15 protein-coding genes and 1 pseudogene are annotated in these 13,667 nt (G+C 67.0%); 8 read left to right on the forward strand and 8 right to left on the reverse strand.

All coding sequences use genetic code 11. The annotated features are described in order from the left end of the window. Window positions 1-9 precede the first annotated feature (9 nt). From SMN802W_RS18145 to SMN802W_RS0104700, 3 genes are all read right to left on the reverse strand, one after another. A complete protein-coding gene (locus SMN802W_RS18145) occupies window positions 10-177 on the reverse strand; it encodes a hypothetical protein (RefSeq protein ID WP_019515736.1) in 168 nt (55 codons plus the stop codon). Between the two features lie 134 nt (window positions 178-311). Then, window positions 312-1,031 (reverse strand): phosphocholine cytidylyltransferase family protein, encoded by a 720-nt coding sequence (locus SMN802W_RS16440; RefSeq protein WP_019515737.1) that lies wholly within the window; start codon window positions 1,029-1,031, stop codon window positions 312-314. Window positions 1,032-1,064: 33 nt separating this feature from the next. Further along, window positions 1,065-2,171 carry an inositol-3-phosphate synthase gene (locus SMN802W_RS0104700; RefSeq protein WP_019515738.1) on the reverse strand — a complete coding sequence of 369 codons (1,107 nt, stop codon included), beginning with the start codon at window positions 2,169-2,171 and terminating at the stop codon, window positions 1,065-1,067. A 127-nt stretch (window positions 2,172-2,298) separates the two neighbouring features. On the opposite strand from SMN802W_RS0104700, the gene SMN802W_RS0104705 reads away from it, so the two are divergent. Continuing rightward, window positions 2,299-3,165: a CDP-alcohol phosphatidyltransferase family protein gene (locus SMN802W_RS0104705; protein WP_019515739.1), complete on the forward strand. Its 867-nt coding sequence runs from the start codon at window positions 2,299-2,301 to the stop codon at window positions 3,163-3,165. 74 nt (window positions 3,166-3,239) lie between these two features. Next, window positions 3,240-3,773 carry a superoxide dismutase family protein gene (locus SMN802W_RS0104710; protein WP_026325751.1) on the forward strand — a complete coding sequence of 178 codons (534 nt, stop codon included), beginning with the start codon at window positions 3,240-3,242 and terminating at the stop codon, window positions 3,771-3,773. A 1-nt stretch (window position 3,774) separates the two neighbouring features. On the opposite strand, the gene SMN802W_RS0104715 is transcribed toward SMN802W_RS0104710, so the two are convergent. Together SMN802W_RS0104715 and thpR are read right to left on the reverse strand one after the other, a co-directional pair. Continuing rightward, a complete protein-coding gene (locus SMN802W_RS0104715) occupies window positions 3,775-5,349 on the reverse strand; it encodes a spinster family MFS transporter (protein WP_019515741.1) in 1,575 nt (524 codons plus the stop codon). 50 nt (window positions 5,350-5,399) lie between these two features. Next, window positions 5,400-5,942, reverse strand: a complete 543-nt coding sequence (thpR, locus tag SMN802W_RS0104720) for an RNA 2',3'-cyclic phosphodiesterase (protein WP_026325752.1) — start codon at window positions 5,940-5,942, stop codon at window positions 5,400-5,402. Window positions 5,943-6,107: 165 nt separating this feature from the next. On the opposite strand from thpR, the gene SMN802W_RS0104725 reads away from it, so the two are divergent. The 4 genes from SMN802W_RS0104725 (at window position 6,108) to SMN802W_RS0104740 (ending at window position 8,885) form a co-directional block, all read left to right on the forward strand. Beyond that, window positions 6,108-6,845, forward strand: a complete 738-nt coding sequence (locus SMN802W_RS0104725) for a Bax inhibitor-1/YccA family protein (protein WP_026325753.1) — start codon at window positions 6,108-6,110, stop codon at window positions 6,843-6,845. 85 nt (window positions 6,846-6,930) lie between these two features. Continuing rightward, on the forward strand, window positions 6,931-7,713 hold the full coding sequence (locus SMN802W_RS0104730) for a transglutaminase-like domain-containing protein (protein ID WP_019515744.1): 783 nt from the start codon (window positions 6,931-6,933) through the stop codon (window positions 7,711-7,713). 62 nt (window positions 7,714-7,775) lie between these two features. Next, complete coding sequence (locus SMN802W_RS0104735; RefSeq protein ID WP_019515745.1) at window positions 7,776-8,081, forward strand: hypothetical protein; 306 nt, start codon at window positions 7,776-7,778, stop codon at window positions 8,079-8,081. A 264-nt stretch (window positions 8,082-8,345) separates the two neighbouring features. Continuing rightward, entirely contained in the window at window positions 8,346-8,885 is a 540-nt protein-coding gene (locus tag SMN802W_RS0104740; RefSeq protein ID WP_019515746.1) for a hypothetical protein, read from the forward strand. 3 nt (window positions 8,886-8,888) lie between these two features. Here the strand turns inward: SMN802W_RS0104740 and SMN802W_RS0104745 are convergent, their stop codons facing one another. The 3 genes from SMN802W_RS0104745 to SMN802W_RS0104755 are packed head-to-tail and all read right to left on the reverse strand — an operon-like array spanning window position 8,889 to window position 10,758. Next, the gene (locus SMN802W_RS0104745) at window positions 8,889-9,188 is read right to left on the reverse strand and encodes a barstar family protein (protein ID WP_019515747.1); all 300 of its coding nucleotides are present in this window, start codon (window positions 9,186-9,188) and stop codon (window positions 8,889-8,891) included. Beyond that, the gene (locus SMN802W_RS0104750; protein WP_019515748.1) at window positions 9,170-9,925 is read right to left on the reverse strand and encodes an extensin family protein; all 756 of its coding nucleotides are present in this window, start codon (window positions 9,923-9,925) and stop codon (window positions 9,170-9,172) included. Before SMN802W_RS0104750 ends, SMN802W_RS0104745 begins: the two co-directional genes overlap by 19 nt. Continuing rightward, the gene (locus tag SMN802W_RS0104755; protein ID WP_019515749.1) at window positions 9,922-10,758 is read right to left on the reverse strand and encodes an NUDIX hydrolase; all 837 of its coding nucleotides are present in this window, start codon (window positions 10,756-10,758) and stop codon (window positions 9,922-9,924) included. Before SMN802W_RS0104755 ends, SMN802W_RS0104750 begins: the two co-directional genes overlap by 4 nt. A gap of 198 nt (window positions 10,759-10,956) precedes the next feature. On the opposite strand from SMN802W_RS0104755, the gene SMN802W_RS0104760 reads away from it, so the two are divergent. Then, window positions 10,957-12,201 (forward strand): DUF2171 domain-containing protein, encoded by a 1,245-nt coding sequence (locus tag SMN802W_RS0104760; protein ID WP_019515750.1) that lies wholly within the window; start codon window positions 10,957-10,959, stop codon window positions 12,199-12,201. A gap of 266 nt (window positions 12,202-12,467) precedes the next feature. After that, window positions 12,468-13,648 (forward strand): annotated as a pseudogene (locus SMN802W_RS18955) (glycosyltransferase). Window positions 13,649-13,667: the final 19 nt, after the last annotated feature.

Consider the following 13,667-nt stretch of genomic DNA (forward strand, 5'->3'; position numbering starts at 1 on the left):
GCGCACACGCTATTGCTTGGACGCGTCGCCCGCTTGCTTGGACGTAGCACCGTCGCGCGACGCACCAAGCGCCATCGCCTGCGCCGAGCCCGTAGCTGGCTTGACGCGCACCGACGCCTTCTCGCGTCCGACCGTCAGGTAGAGAACCCCTGCGATCAGCAGTGCGAGCACGGCCAAGACGGGCCAGCCGGAAAAAGTTCTGGAACGGGCAGGACGAATGTTCATGACGTGGCGGCCTTTCAAAGGACTAGCCAACCCAATCGCCCGCCTGCACCCGTGTTCCGGCCGAAACGATTACATATTCTTGCTAGTCAGGCAGCCAGCCCGGGAGCGCCCGCCACGAGCGCGTCCTCCGCTTGCGCAAGCGCACGCGGATCGTCGACATCGAGCCACCAGGCATCGGCCACGTCGGTCACGCGCGCATCGCCGCTTCGCGCCAATGCCTCGACGCCTGCGGAGATCGATCCTGCGCCGCCATCGACGATCGAGCGCCTGAGCGCGTCGTGGAAGCGCCCGTCGACCGCGAACACGCCGGTGTCGTAGCAGTCATAATCGGGCAGGTGCTTGCCGATCGCGACGATCCGCTCGCCATCGCTCCGCACCCGCGTTACGTCGTCAAGGTCGACCAGCGGATTGTCCAATCGCCGGTCGACGCCCAGCACCAGCGCAGCGGGCGGTGCCGCGATCACGCGCGCGACCAGCGCGGGATCGAACAGATGATCCGCCATCATCAGCAGGTGGCGCTCAGGCCCGATGCGGTCCGCGCCCGTCAGCACCGAGTGACCGTTCGGGCGCGACCAGTCAGCGGTGCGCACGCAGGAGATCGACAGGCGGTAGGCGCGCGCCGTCTGCGCCAGATGCGCTTGCAGCGCCTCGCCCTCATGTCCCGTCACCACGGTGAATGCACTCGCGCCGCCGTCGCGCGCCGCCAGGATCACGCGGTCGATCAGCGGGACCCCTCCGACCGAAGTCAGCGGCTTCGACGGGGAAACCGCGCGCAGCCGGCTACCGTAGCCGGCTGCGACGATCACGGCATGCACGTGCGCGTTCCCGTTCCCCGCTTCTTACTCGGCCGCGATGCGGACGTCGCCGGCGATGAACTCGTCGGTCATCTGCGCCGCGACATCGTCGGTCACCTGCTCGGGCGGGTGCTTGCAGAAGAACGCCGACGGGCCGGTGAGCGCGCCGCCGACCTTGCGGTCGAGTCCGAGCTTCACGCAGCGGATCGCGTCCACGACCACGGCCGCCGAATTCGGCGAATCCTCGACCGACAGGCGCAGCTCCAGGTTCATCGGCACGCCGCCGAACAGGTCGCCCTCAAGCCGCAGGAAGCACAGCTTGTTGTCGCCCAACCACGGGATGTAGTCCGACGGACCGACGTGGATGTTCTCGTCCGCCAGCCGCTCGGCGATGACCGCCTGCACCGCTTCGGTCTTCGACTCCTTCTTGCTCGCCAGCCGGTTGCGGTCGAGCATGTTCATGAAGTCGGTGTTGCCGCCGGTGTTCAGCTGATAGGTGTGATCGATCGTCACGCCGCGCTGGCCGAACAGGTTGGAAAGCACGCGGTGGACGATCGTCGCGCCGACCTGCGCCTTCACGTCGTCGCCGATGATCGGCAGACCGGCGTCGGCGAACTTCTTCTCCCACTCAGGCCGGCTGGCGATGAACACCGGCATGCAGTTGACCACGCCGAGGCCAGCCTCGAGCGCGCATTCCATGTAGAATTCGGTCGCCTCCTGGCTGCCGACCGGCAGGAAGTTGACGAGGATTTCGGCGCCCGAGTTCCGCAACTCGGCGATGATCTCCGCCTTTTCGGCGTCGCGCGTGTCGTTGATCTCGAACCCGCGGTCATTCGCGGCGGTCAGCATGTGGGCTGCGACACCGTCGAGCTTCGCGCCCATCTTCACGATCGTGCCGGTCTTGGGCACATCGGCGTGGAAAACCTTGGTGCAGTTCGGCTTGGCGAAGATCGCCTCGCCGAGATCAAGGCCGACCTTGCGGCTGTCGACGTCGAACGCCGCCACGAACTCCATGTCGCCGACCTTGTAGCCGCCGATATCCTCGTGGATCAGGCCGCTGGCGGTGTTGCTGCCGGTATAATGGTACTTGCCCTGGACCAGGCTGCTGGCGCAATTGCCGACACCGATTACCGCGACCTTGATGGTATTCATTGATCCCCACTTGCCGGACGTTTCCGGCACAAGACAGAAAGTTTGCCGCTCCGTGACAGAACCGTTGCGGCTGTCAAGCGAACGGGTGATCGTACACCATCGCGGTCGCGCCTGCACGAGGGAAAGCGTGGACGAATCTCAACCCACTGTGGCGCGAAAGCCGCGGGAACTGCAAGGTTTTCTGAACGCCGCGATCTACCATCCGATCGCGGGCGCACTGGCACGCGCGCTGGTGCCGACGCGTGTGACGCCCAACATGGTGTCGGTATTCGGCGCGCTGATGGTGGTGTCGGCGGGCGTCTTCTACACGCTAGTCGGCGGCGCGTGGGGGATCGCGATCGGCTTCGTGCTTCACCTGTCGTGGCACGTTGTCGACGGCGCGGACGGTATGCTGGCGCGATTGTCGGGGCGTGCATCCCCCTCAGGTGAGGTGGTCGATGGGCTATGCGACTATTTTGGCCACGGCATCCTCTACGCGCTGCTTGCCGCACAGCTCGACCACCATATCGGCTGGATCGCCTGGGCGCTGGCGATCGCGGCAGGCGTGTCGCGCGCGGTGCAGTCGGTGTTCGCCGAAAGCGGACGGCGCACCTATCAATGGTGGGTCTACGACGTGCCGTGGCTGCAGAACCAGCGTGCGCCCGCGACCGGCATCGGCGCGACGCTGTCGGGCGTCTATCTTTGGGCGTGGGGCGCGATGTCGGGTCCGACGCGGCGCGTTGACGCGCTGGTGCTGAGCGCCGAGTACGATCGACGCGAGCGGGCGCGCATCGCCGAGATCGCGCACGCGGCAGGCACACGCACGCTGCCGGTATTGGCGGCACTCGGCGCCAATCCGCGCACGATCCTGCTCGGCCTCAGCATGATCGCGGGCTCGCCGCTCTGGTTCTTCCTCATCGAGGTCGTCGTGCTGAACGTCGTGCTCGCCTTCGCGATCTGGCAAGCGGCGGCGAGCGCGCGTCGCATCGCCGCGCTGATCGCGCGCGGTCAGTAGTTGCCCTTCAAACGGGAACGCACGCCTACGTCGATCCGTTTCGCTCCCGATCCGGTTCAAACAGGGAGATGGTGATGCGGCTGATGTTGCTGGTGGCGGGGAGCGCGGCGCTGACGCTCGGTGCCTGCACACGTGAGGAGATGGCGACGGGCACGCCGATGGCGGGCGGCGCGAAGGCGGTGGCGATGCTCCGTACCGCCGACGGTGCCGATGTCGGCCGCGCGACCGCGACCGAGGTTGCTGGTGGGCTGCGCTTCACGGTTGACGCGATGGCGATGCCGGTCGGCACGCACGGCGTCCACGTCCACACAGTCGGCCGCTGCGACGCGCCCGGCTTCACCACCGCGGGCGGGCACTGGAACCCGACAATGCGCAAGCATGGTTCGATGAACCCGCAGGGGCCACATGAGGGCGATTTGCCAAATCTCGTGATCGACTCAGGCGGGCGCGGCACCGTCGGCGCGACCGTGCCGGGTGCGACCATGGCGGGCTTGCTCGACGCCGATGGCGCGGCCTTCATCGTTCACGCGAAGGCGGACGACCTGATGACCGACCCTTCGGGAAATTCGGGTGACCGCATCGCCTGCGGGGTGTTCCAGCCAGCCTGACCTAGATCACCTCGCCCGCTGCCCGTGCGCGCTCCTCACGCGTGCGCTCGGCGGCGGGCACCAGGCGGTAGGCCGCGCCCGCGGCCGCGATCGTGATCGGCGCGCTCAGCAGCAGCGACAGCATGCCGGTCGAGAGACTCCCCGTCAGCGTCGACACACGCCCTGCCAGATAGGGCCCCAGCGCCAGCCCGAGCAGCGTCGTGCCGATGAAGAACGTCGCGGTCGCTGTGCCCCGCATCCGCGGCAACACCAGATCCTGCGTCGTCGCCGCGGCGGTGCCGAGCGCCCAACTGGCGAAGAATTGCGCCGCGAACAGGCATGGGTAGAGCACGGCGGGCGTCGCGGTGGTGAACCCGATCGCCAAGAACGGCAGCGGCAGGATTGCGCCCGCCAGCACCATCACCAGCCGCCCCGAGGGGCTACGTTGCCGCAACCGGTCGCCGATGACACCGCCGACCGTCACGCCCAAAAACCCCGACAGCGCGCCGATGCTGCCCAGCATCAGCCCCGCGATCGCCGGCTCCACGCCCAACACGCGCATCGCATAGGGTGCGGCCCAGAAGCTCGCGGCATAGGCCAGGAATGCGTTCAGTCCGTAGGCCATCACCGTGCACACGAACGCGGGCGTGCCGACGATCAGCGCGAAAGTGGCAGGATCGCGGCGTTTCAGCGCACACGCCCAGGAAAACACCGCGTAACAGCCGGTACCGACCGCGAGCCACTGCGGCGCGGGCTCCCCCATCGCCAGCAGCGCGAGGACGGCGAGCACAATGATGCCCAGTCCCGCCAGATTGACCAGCAGCGCGCGCAGTCCGCCGCGCAGCGCACCGATCAGCGTCAGCGGCGGCAGGATCGTCAGCAGTTCGTCGGCAAAGGCGCGGAACGGCGCCGGGTGCCGCTCGGGCTCGGGCAATCCCTCGACCGCGCCACGGATCGGCTCACGCAGCGTCGCGATCCACGCCGCCAGCACCAGTCCCGGCAGCCCGACCGCCAGAAACGCGGCCTGCCATCCGACCAGCCCCAGCGGTCCACCGGCGGGATAGGCCGCATTCCAGCGCTGCACGATCGCGCCGCCGATGAACAACGAGCAGCCACCGCCGACATAGATGCCGGCGGAATAGATCGACAGCGCGGTCGCGCGCAGCTTCTTTGGAAAATAGTCGGAGATGAGCGAGTAAGCGGAGGGTGAAGCGGTCGCCTCACCGATGCCGACGCCGATCCGCGCCGCGGTCAGCTGAGCACCCGACGCGGAGAAGCCTGACAGCGCGGTCATTGCCGACCACAGCCCGAGCCCGATCGTCATCAGCCTGACCCGCGACCAGCTGTCCGCCAGCCGCCCGAGCGGTATGCCGAACAGCGCGTAGAACACCCCGAAGGCGGTGCCGTAGAGGAAGCCCAGGTCCTCATCCTTCAGGTGCAGGTCGCGCTTGATGTCCTCCGCCAGGATCGAAATCACCTGCCGGTCGACGAAGTTGAGGATGTAGACGGCAAACAGCAGTGCCAGCACGTACCAGGCGTAGCCGCTCGCGCGAGTCTCGCTCTGATGTATGTCGCCTGTGATCGCCGGTTCTGCCATCCCCGTCCCCTCTTGTCTGCTTTGACCCCAGCCTAGCCGGCAGGGGAGGGCTATGCCAGCGGCCAACGCGCGACCGGCTCGTATCGCGCGCCCTCATGGCCTAAATGACTCTCGTACAGGATCAGATGTGGCAGCGTGAACGCGGGCGTGGTCAGCCCGGCGTGCTCCGCCACCCAGCGCGCGATCGCGCCCGCGTCGCTGCTCCCACGACCGAAGCGCGCGAGCGTGAGGTGTGGCAGATAGCGTCGCTCGTCGCGCACCACGGCCGCACGTGCCAGTGCCTGATCAACCTTGCGGTGTAGGGCGGCGAGTGGCTCGGCGGGCATGATCCGCGCCCACAAGGTATCGACGCGCCCGCGCCGGTCGAACGTGCCGACGCCTTCTACCCGCGCCTCAATCACGGGCGCGGCAACGCCGGCGAGCGCGGCGGCAATGTCCTCTGCCTGTGGGCGCTCGACCTCGCCGATGAAGCGCAAGGTCACGTGCAGTTGCTCGTCGTCCTGCCAACGCGCACCCGGCAAGCCGTCCATCACGTCGACCAGCATGTCGCGAACAGCAAGCGGAGGGCGGAGGGCGACGAACAGGCGGTGCATCAACCCTCCCAGAGAGGTAGCAAGGACCCCTTTTTGACGAACGCATGTAACGAACAATTGCCGATGTTGGCGCTAACCATCCGGCTCGCTTGAAAACGTGACGTGACCGAGCGATATTCATCGATGACCCGGTGTTTCCATGCCGGACGAAGGAGCGATTTGACAATGGCAAACTGGTCGGACCCTCAGGGCTCCACCGCCCGGTTCGGGGCGGCGCAGGCCGGTACGCGGGACGCCGCCCACGACGCGGGTCTCCGGTCGTACATGCTGTCCGTTTACAACTACATGACTTCGGGCGTGCTGCTGACGGGCATCGTCGCGCTCGGCTTCGCGCTGTCGGGCTATGCCGCCGCGGTGTTCCAGACGCCGCTTCGCTGGCTGATCGTGCTCGCGCCGCTCGCCTTCGTGTTCGCGATGAGCTTCGGGCAGAACCGCTTCAGTGCCTCGCAGCTGCGCGGGATGTTCTGGGGCTTTGCGGTGGCGATGGGCCTGTCGCTGTCGACGGTCTTCCTTGTCTACTCGCCGGTCGCGATCGCGCAGGCGTTCTTCGCCACGGCCGCCGGTTTCGCGGCGCTCAGCCTCTACGGCTACACCACCAAGCGTGATCTGTCGGCGTTCAGCACGTTCCTGATCATCGGCGTCGTCGGCCTGCTGGTCGCCAGCGTCATCAACATGTTTGTGAATTCCGGCCCGCTCGGCTTCGTCATCTCGCTGGTCGGTGTGCTGCTGTTCGCCGGGCTGACCGCGTACGACACGCAGCGGACGAAGAGCATGTATTTCCAGGTCGCCGGTCATGGTGAGCTGGTGTCGAAGGCAGTGGTGCTCGCCGCGCTGACGCTGTACCTCGACTTCATCAACATGTTCCTGTTCATCCTGCGTCTGTTCGGCTCCGGCCGCGACTGATCGCGGATAAGCGTCGTAATCAGGAACACGGGCTCGGCGGCATCGCCGGGCCCGTTTCTTTTGCGCTCACGAAAGTCACTGCCGCTTGCGCCTCTCGATCGACGCCTATCTCGACTACGGCTTCCCGGAGCGAGCCGATGTGCTGCTTCAGATCGAGGCCGCGGCGCTGCTCGATCAACGGCTTGAGCAACAGTCGCTCGTCATCGAGAGCGACAATCCGATCCGCGCCGTGTCGGGCGAGGATGGCATCGGACAGCGGACCTGGGCGACCGCCGAACACCGTCTCGTCGCGCACTACCGCGCCACGGTGCGGATCGACCGCGCCACGCCGTCGCTCGCCACGCTGCCGCACACGCCCGCCGGGCTGCTGCCGTCGCACACGATTCCCTATCTGCTGCCCAGCCGGTATTGCGAGTCGCACCGGTTCGACCACTTCCTGCGCCGTACCTTCGGTGGTTTGCGCGGCGGCGATCTCGCGATCGTGCTGGCCGAGTGGGTGCGCGCCAATATCGATTACGACGGCGCGGGCAGCGACGGGCGCAGCAGCGCGCTCGACACCTTTGCCGAACGTCGCGGCGTGTGCCGCGACTTCGCGCACCTGCTCGTCGCGCTCGCGCGTGCGGGCGAGATCCCGGCGCGCTGCGTCGCCGCCTATGCGCCGGGTGTCGATCCACCCGACTTCCATGCCGTGGTGGAACTCTGGCTGGGTGGTGCGTGGCACCTCGTCGACCCGACCGGCATGGCGCACCCGGATGAGATCGCACGCGTCTGCGTCGGGCGTGACGCTACCGACATCGCGTTCATGACGATCTTCGGCAGCGCCTGGCTCCAGCAGCAGCGCGTTTCGGTCACGCGCCTCTCTGACTGACGCACGCAGGAACAGGTGCCTGCGCGCGTCGTTGGTGTGTCGAAACATCAACGGAGGTTCAGGTGTCCGATAACAATCCGATCGACGATCGCGCACTCGACAGCATGTCGGTCGCACCCGATGGCACGCAGGCGGGCAACGCCGGCGGCAGCAAGGACGCACGGCAGGACGCCGGGCAGGATAAGATGATCAACAAGCGGCTACAGAAGGATCCGTCGAACGAGGACGCGAAGCTCGATGAAGGCCTCGACGAATCGATGGACGCCTCTGATCCTATCTCCGCGACGATCCCGGGCCGCAAGGATGAGCCGCCCGCCTCGTCGGGCTTTGATGCGGCAGCGGAGGCCGAGCGCCAGCGCGACGCCTAAGTGCTAACAGCGTTGATCAAGCGAAGGGTCGGCCAAGTGCCGGCCCTTTGTCGTTGGGCCTCTAGCTTACCGTGACCTACCAGCCACAGCAGCAAGCAAGAAAACCACATCATATGGCACTTCATCGCATTCATGTTGCGCTGCGGTATCTTTCATGATGGATTTGTGACGCGACGCACGTGTTCGTTAAGGCTGGTGTTAACCATCCTGGCGCATGATGCTCCGCATAGCATTGATCGGGCGGGGTGAACGATGAGCGCGAGGATGAAGCCGGCAGAAGGCGCGATGACGCTGGCGGAGATGAAGGAATTTGCGAGCTTCCCGGCCGCGACGCAGCGCTACATCCGCCGCAGCCTCGACGTGGGGCTCGACCGGCAAGATGCGATGCTGCGTTGGTCGCGCGACGTGGTCGAGGCCGCCTCGATCCGCGCGCAGGCGCGCCACTACCGCCGGCTCGACACCTTGCGGGCGAGCGTGCCCGACGACAGCGGGCTGGACGCGGTCGAGCCGTTCCTCTCACCCCTGGTCGTCACCTCGGCGTTCGATCTGGGGCAGGGGCGGCTGCTCAGTTTCTCGGCCTATCGCTTCTTGTACGAACGGCTGATCGGCCCGCGCGTGCGGCCGTGGCTGCCCGCTGCCTTCTGCTCGGCCGCGGCGCTGCCGCACCTTCACCCGGAGCTGCGCCGCAAGCTGCTGCAATCAATCAGCGAAGCCGCGGCGACCGCGTCGGGATGGTCGTCACGCCAGCCGGGCTTCTACCCGCACTGGGTCGAGAAGGTCGAGGCGGGCGCGCCGCTCCACTGATCGTCACGCCAACACCAGCCGTGCATCGATGCCATATTGCGCCTGCGCGTCGTCGAACACGGTGACGAGCCGCGCCAGATATGTGCGCATGGACTGGCTCGCCTGATTGACCGCTTGCACCGTTACGACGATCGGCGGCCGGATGCGGTAATGTCCCGCGACCAGCGCGTCATACACCGCGTCGAGGTTGGGCCCATGCCAATCCGGCGCGCCAAGCGCGGGCAGCAACGCGGCATAAATGTCGCGGAAGTCCTGCCACCCGGCGGCGTCGAGCATGATCCGCGTCACCGGCACGCGCGCCACCCGGTCGCGCCGCGGTTCGCCTGATCGAGGTGGAGGTGATCGCGGTGCGCGGCGTTATAGTCGGGCGACAGCACCGTCGCGAACAACCGGCATGCACCATCGCGAACGTCGTGCAGGAAGGCAGCGTCCTGCGCCGCGTCGCCGAACCAGTCACGCACCACGGTGACGCGCCGGCCGTCGGCCAGCCGGAAGCCCGCGATGTCGACCGCATCGGCGGTCGCATGCTCGCTCCAGCTACCCGCATCGCGCCCGTAGATGCGCCGGCACGAATAGCTGCCGAAATGCTCGATGTCGGCGACGTGGGTGCCGAAGTGCCGCTCGGCTGCGGGCTGCACCACGTCCCACTCCCACTTCACCAATGCCGCCGCGACCGGGCAGGCGACGCCCAGGCTCGCCGGCGAATAACCGATCGTCCTCGGGCCGCCACTGCGCAGCCGCACCGCGTCACGGTATCCGCACCGTGCACCGTCATCGCGCGGAGGCAGCGCGGTGTAGCGCACACCCGAACGGTCGAGCAGCGCACGGCAGGTGCCGAAATCGTCACCCAGCGCCGCCAGCTTGCGCCCGGTAAACGCACCGATCGGCTGCGACAGGTCGAGCGGGGTCCACGGCAGGTCCTGCGGTCGCCCTCGCATCACCCCCCAAGCGACCAGCGCCAGCAGCGCCGCACCACCTCCGATGACCAGCATCCGTGCGACCCGCCGGACGACGCGGATCACGCCTGCACCGATGCTCATCCGCGCATCGCGCTGGCGGTCGCCTCGGAGGTCACCGGATAGCCGAGGTCTTCGGGTATGCAGAGCCGGTCCTCGCCGCCCCGCCGCTCGCTCCACGGTGTCACCACGCGGAGCGGTGTCGCGCGCGCATGCGCGACCGCCGCATCGAACGAGGCGAATTGCGCCAATCGCTCCAAATTGCGGCGCGTCGGGAAGATGATCGACAGACGTCCCGCGTCCGCATCTGCCAACACCCCCGCGGCGCTCGCCCAGGCGAGCCGGACATTCTCGGTTTGGTCCACACACGCCTCGGGCGCGTCACCGGGCAGGCGTGCAAGGTAGAAGCGCGTATCGAAGATCCGCCGGTGACGATGCGCGGGACGCCAGCGCGCGAACGGCACCAGCGTGTCGAGGTCGAGCGTCACACCCGCCGCCCGCAGCACGTCGGCGAACGCCGTGCCCGCATGCAGCGCACGCCGCATCTTCGTCAGCGCAGCAAGCGAAGGAGTGGCGGTCAGCCCGACCGGTAGTCCTGCCTCCTCGATCGTCTCACGGATCGCCGCGATCCGCGCCGCGGTTTCACCATCGTCATCCGCCCCCAACGTCTGTGCCAGCGCGTGATCGCCCGGATCGACCCGCCCGCCCGGAAACACCATTGCGCCGGCGGCGAACGCCATCTTCTGCGCGCGTTCGACCATCAACAATTCGGGTGGCCCCCCGGATCGCTCGCGAAAGATCACCAGCGTCGCGGCCGGGACGGCGCGCGCCTTGGCGCCCTCATCATAAGTCGCAGATGCGGGCACGTCGTCATGGCTTGGGCCGCCGCTGCCGCCGTCCGCGTCCGTTTGCGTCATCCCGCTTCTCCTTCGCCGCGACCATCGCCGCGCGACCGCTCGCCTGCAAGCCTCGTGCCGCTGTTCAGCCGAGCCACGGATGCGACGAAGAGGATGTTGCGATACCGTAACGATAGGAACGCATCGGCCACTTCCGGCTTTGTTGGCGCGCATACGACGCACACAATCGGCGCGTTGCTGTCCAGCTAGGAGGACCGAATGGGCTACGAACGTTATCCGCGCGGCACGAACCCGCAGGGCGATTATAACAATCGTGAAGAGACTCAGGACTATGGCCGCGACTATGGATCCGGCCGGCAGTACAGCTACTCCAGCGCGCGCGATTATCAGTCCGCGGGCATGATGGGCCGCGACGACGACCGCGACTATCGCGGCAACCGTGATCGCTACGAGTCGGGCTCGTACGGGTCGAACCCTTATGGCCAGCGCGACTACGGCAACGCAGGCTATGGCCGCAACGACCGTGACCGCGACGATCGCGGCTATGGCCGTTCCGAATACGGTCAGTCCGGCTACGGCCAGTCGAACTACGGCCAGTCGCGCCAATATGGCTCGTCAGGCAGGAACGAGTATCACGGCAGCTACGGTTCCGACGGTCGCCGCTTCGTCGATGTCGGTGATCGCAAGCATTGGGACGATGATAATCGCGGCGGCTACGGTCGTGAGCAGAACCGCTTCGGAGGCAACGATCGCGGCGACTCGCAGCGCGGCAATTACGGCCGTGCGCCGCAGGGCTATAACTACCAGGAACGCGGCTTCTTCGACCGCGCCGGTGACGAGGTCCGTTCGTGGTTCGGTGACGAGGAAGCCGAGCGTCGGCGCGAGATGGACAATCGCTATGACGAACGCGAGTACAACCAACGCGACCGGCATGACCGCGACTCCGACTATCATCACTGGCGTTCGGGCCAGATCGCCGCGCTCGACCGGGACTATGACGAGTATCGCAGCGAGAACCGCAGCAAGTTCAACAACGAGTTCGGCTCGTGGCGCACGAACCGTCAGACGCAGCGCGATTCGCTCGACAAGGTGAAGGAGCATGCCGAGGTCGTCGGCTCCGACGGCAGCCATGTGGGCACCGTCGACAAGGTACGCGGCGACCGTATTCTCCTGACCAAGAACGACGTCGATGCGGGCGGCCAGCACCACTCGATCCCGTCAAGCTGGATCAGCTCGGTCGAGGACAAGAAGGTCATGCTGTCGAAGACCGCTGACGAGGCCAAGAAGCAGTGGCGCGACGAGGAGAGCAAGCAGGCGATGTTCGGCTACGGTGATCGCACCAGCGACAACATGGCGGGCCAGCGCTCGTTGTCGCAATCGGGCAGCTATGGTGGTTCGACCGGCCAGAGCATGACCGGCAGCACCGCCTCGTCGACCAGCACGTCAGCCGGCGGCGACACCAACCTGAACAGCAGCTTTTCCGGCACGTACCAGAACAAGTAAGCTGATCGAGAGTGCGTGAGGAAGGGCTCGGGCGGTAACGCCCGGGCCCTTCTCTTTACCGCGTGCAAGGTGCGACCGTGTGGTCGGGGGTTACGCCTCAAGATCTTGGACGCGCTCGACACGCGCTAAGCCGGTGCCGTCGCGTTGTGCCGCGGAGCGCACGAGCATGGACCGTCACGACAGCCGCAGATGGCCGATGCAGCCACTATGCGCTGATCGCTTCACAGGCATAAACTAGTTAACCTTCGGGCTGCTATATCACCGTCATGCGCGTCCTGACGCTCTCCACGCTGTTTCCCGACGCGACGCGCCCCAACTTCGGCATCTTCGTCGAGCGGCAGACGAGCGGGCTCGCCGCCCACCCCGACGTGGAACTTCGCGTCGTGGCACCGATCGGCTTGCCGCCATGGCCGCTCAACCGTCATGCGCATTATCGCGCACTCGCTTGCGTGCCGCGCGAAGAGGTCTGGCGTGGACTGAACATCCTGCGACCGCGCTTCACCACAGTACCGGGAACCGCCGGCCGCTTCCATGCCGCCGCACTTACCGCTGCGCTGCGCCCGATCCTCGACCGGCTACGCGACACCTTCGTGTTTGATGTAATCGATGCGAGCTTCTTCTTCCCCGACGGCCCCCCGCAGTCGCGCTTGGGCAGCGTTACGGCGTGCCGGTCTCGATCAAGGCGCGCGGTGCCGACATCCACCACTGGGGTCGGGCACCCGCCACTGCGGCGCAGGTTCGTTGCGCAGGACAGGCGGCGGACGGTCTTCTGGCGGTCAGTGCGGCGATGCGCGACGACATGGCGGCATTAGGCCTGCCCGCGGAGCGCATCCGCGTCCATCACACCGGCGTCGACCTCGACCGCTTCGCCCCCGCCGATCGCAGCAGGCTCAAGCGGGAGCTAGGCATCGACGGCGCGCTGATCGTGTCGGTCGGCGCGCTGATCCTGCGCAAGGGGCACGACATCGTCATCAAGGCGCTTGCCGACCTGCCACATGTCACGCTTGCCATCGCAGGGGAAGGACCGGAGCGCGGACGGCTCGAAGCACTCGTCACCGAGCGCGGCCTCGGTGAGCGCGTCCGGCTGCTGGGCAGCGTCGCGCACGCCGACCTGCCACGCTGGCTCGCCGCGGCGGACGTGTTCGCGCTAGCATCGTCGTCGGAGGGGCTGGCCAATGCCTGGATCGAGTCGCTTGCATGCGGCACGCCGATCGTCATTCCCGATGCGGGCGGGGCAGACGAGGTCGTGACCGACGCGGCGGCGGGGCGGATCGTCGCACGGACCCCGGCAGCGTTTGCTGAGGCACTCGCTGCGATCATCAGCGATCCGCCCGCACCCGCCGACACTCGCCGCATCGCCGAGCGGTTCACCTGGGCGGTAAACACCGCTTCGTTATACGATCATCTCTCGGGACTGGTGGCTCGCCACTACACGTCAGCGCCTTGATTCTCAGGAGTGCGGGCCC

Origin of the sequence: Sphingomonas sp. Mn802worker, assembly GCF_000382485.1 — a bacterium.
Taxonomy (GTDB): domain Bacteria; phylum Pseudomonadota; class Alphaproteobacteria; order Sphingomonadales; family Sphingomonadaceae; genus Sphingomonas.

What these genes read in the sequence shown, in the direction of transcription:
- SMN802W_RS0104755 (WP_019515749.1), bottom strand. Translation starts at nt 10,758, where the DNA reads ATGACGCAAACGGACGCGGACGGCGGCAGCGGCGGCCCAAGCCATGAC.
- SMN802W_RS0104750 (WP_019515748.1), bottom strand. Translation starts at nt 9,925, where the DNA reads ATGAGCATCGGTGCAGGCGTGATCCGCGTCGTCCGGCGGGTCGCACGG.
- thpR (WP_026325752.1), bottom strand. Translation starts at nt 5,942, where the DNA reads ATGCACCGCCTGTTCGTCGCCCTCCGCCCTCCGCTTGCTGTTCGCGAC.
- SMN802W_RS0104760 (WP_019515750.1), top strand. Translation starts at nt 10,957, where the DNA reads ATGGGCTACGAACGTTATCCGCGCGGCACGAACCCGCAGGGCGATTAT.
- SMN802W_RS0104715 (WP_019515741.1), bottom strand. Translation starts at nt 5,349, where the DNA reads ATGGCAGAACCGGCGATCACAGGCGACATACATCAGAGCGAGACTCGC.
- SMN802W_RS0104700 (WP_019515738.1), bottom strand. Translation starts at nt 2,171, where the DNA reads ATGAATACCATCAAGGTCGCGGTAATCGGTGTCGGCAATTGCGCCAGC.
- SMN802W_RS0104740 (WP_019515746.1), top strand. Translation starts at nt 8,346, where the DNA reads ATGAAGCCGGCAGAAGGCGCGATGACGCTGGCGGAGATGAAGGAATTT.
- SMN802W_RS0104710 (WP_026325751.1), top strand. Translation starts at nt 3,240, where the DNA reads ATGCGGCTGATGTTGCTGGTGGCGGGGAGCGCGGCGCTGACGCTCGGT.
- SMN802W_RS0104725 (WP_026325753.1), top strand. Translation starts at nt 6,108, where the DNA reads ATGGCAAACTGGTCGGACCCTCAGGGCTCCACCGCCCGGTTCGGGGCG.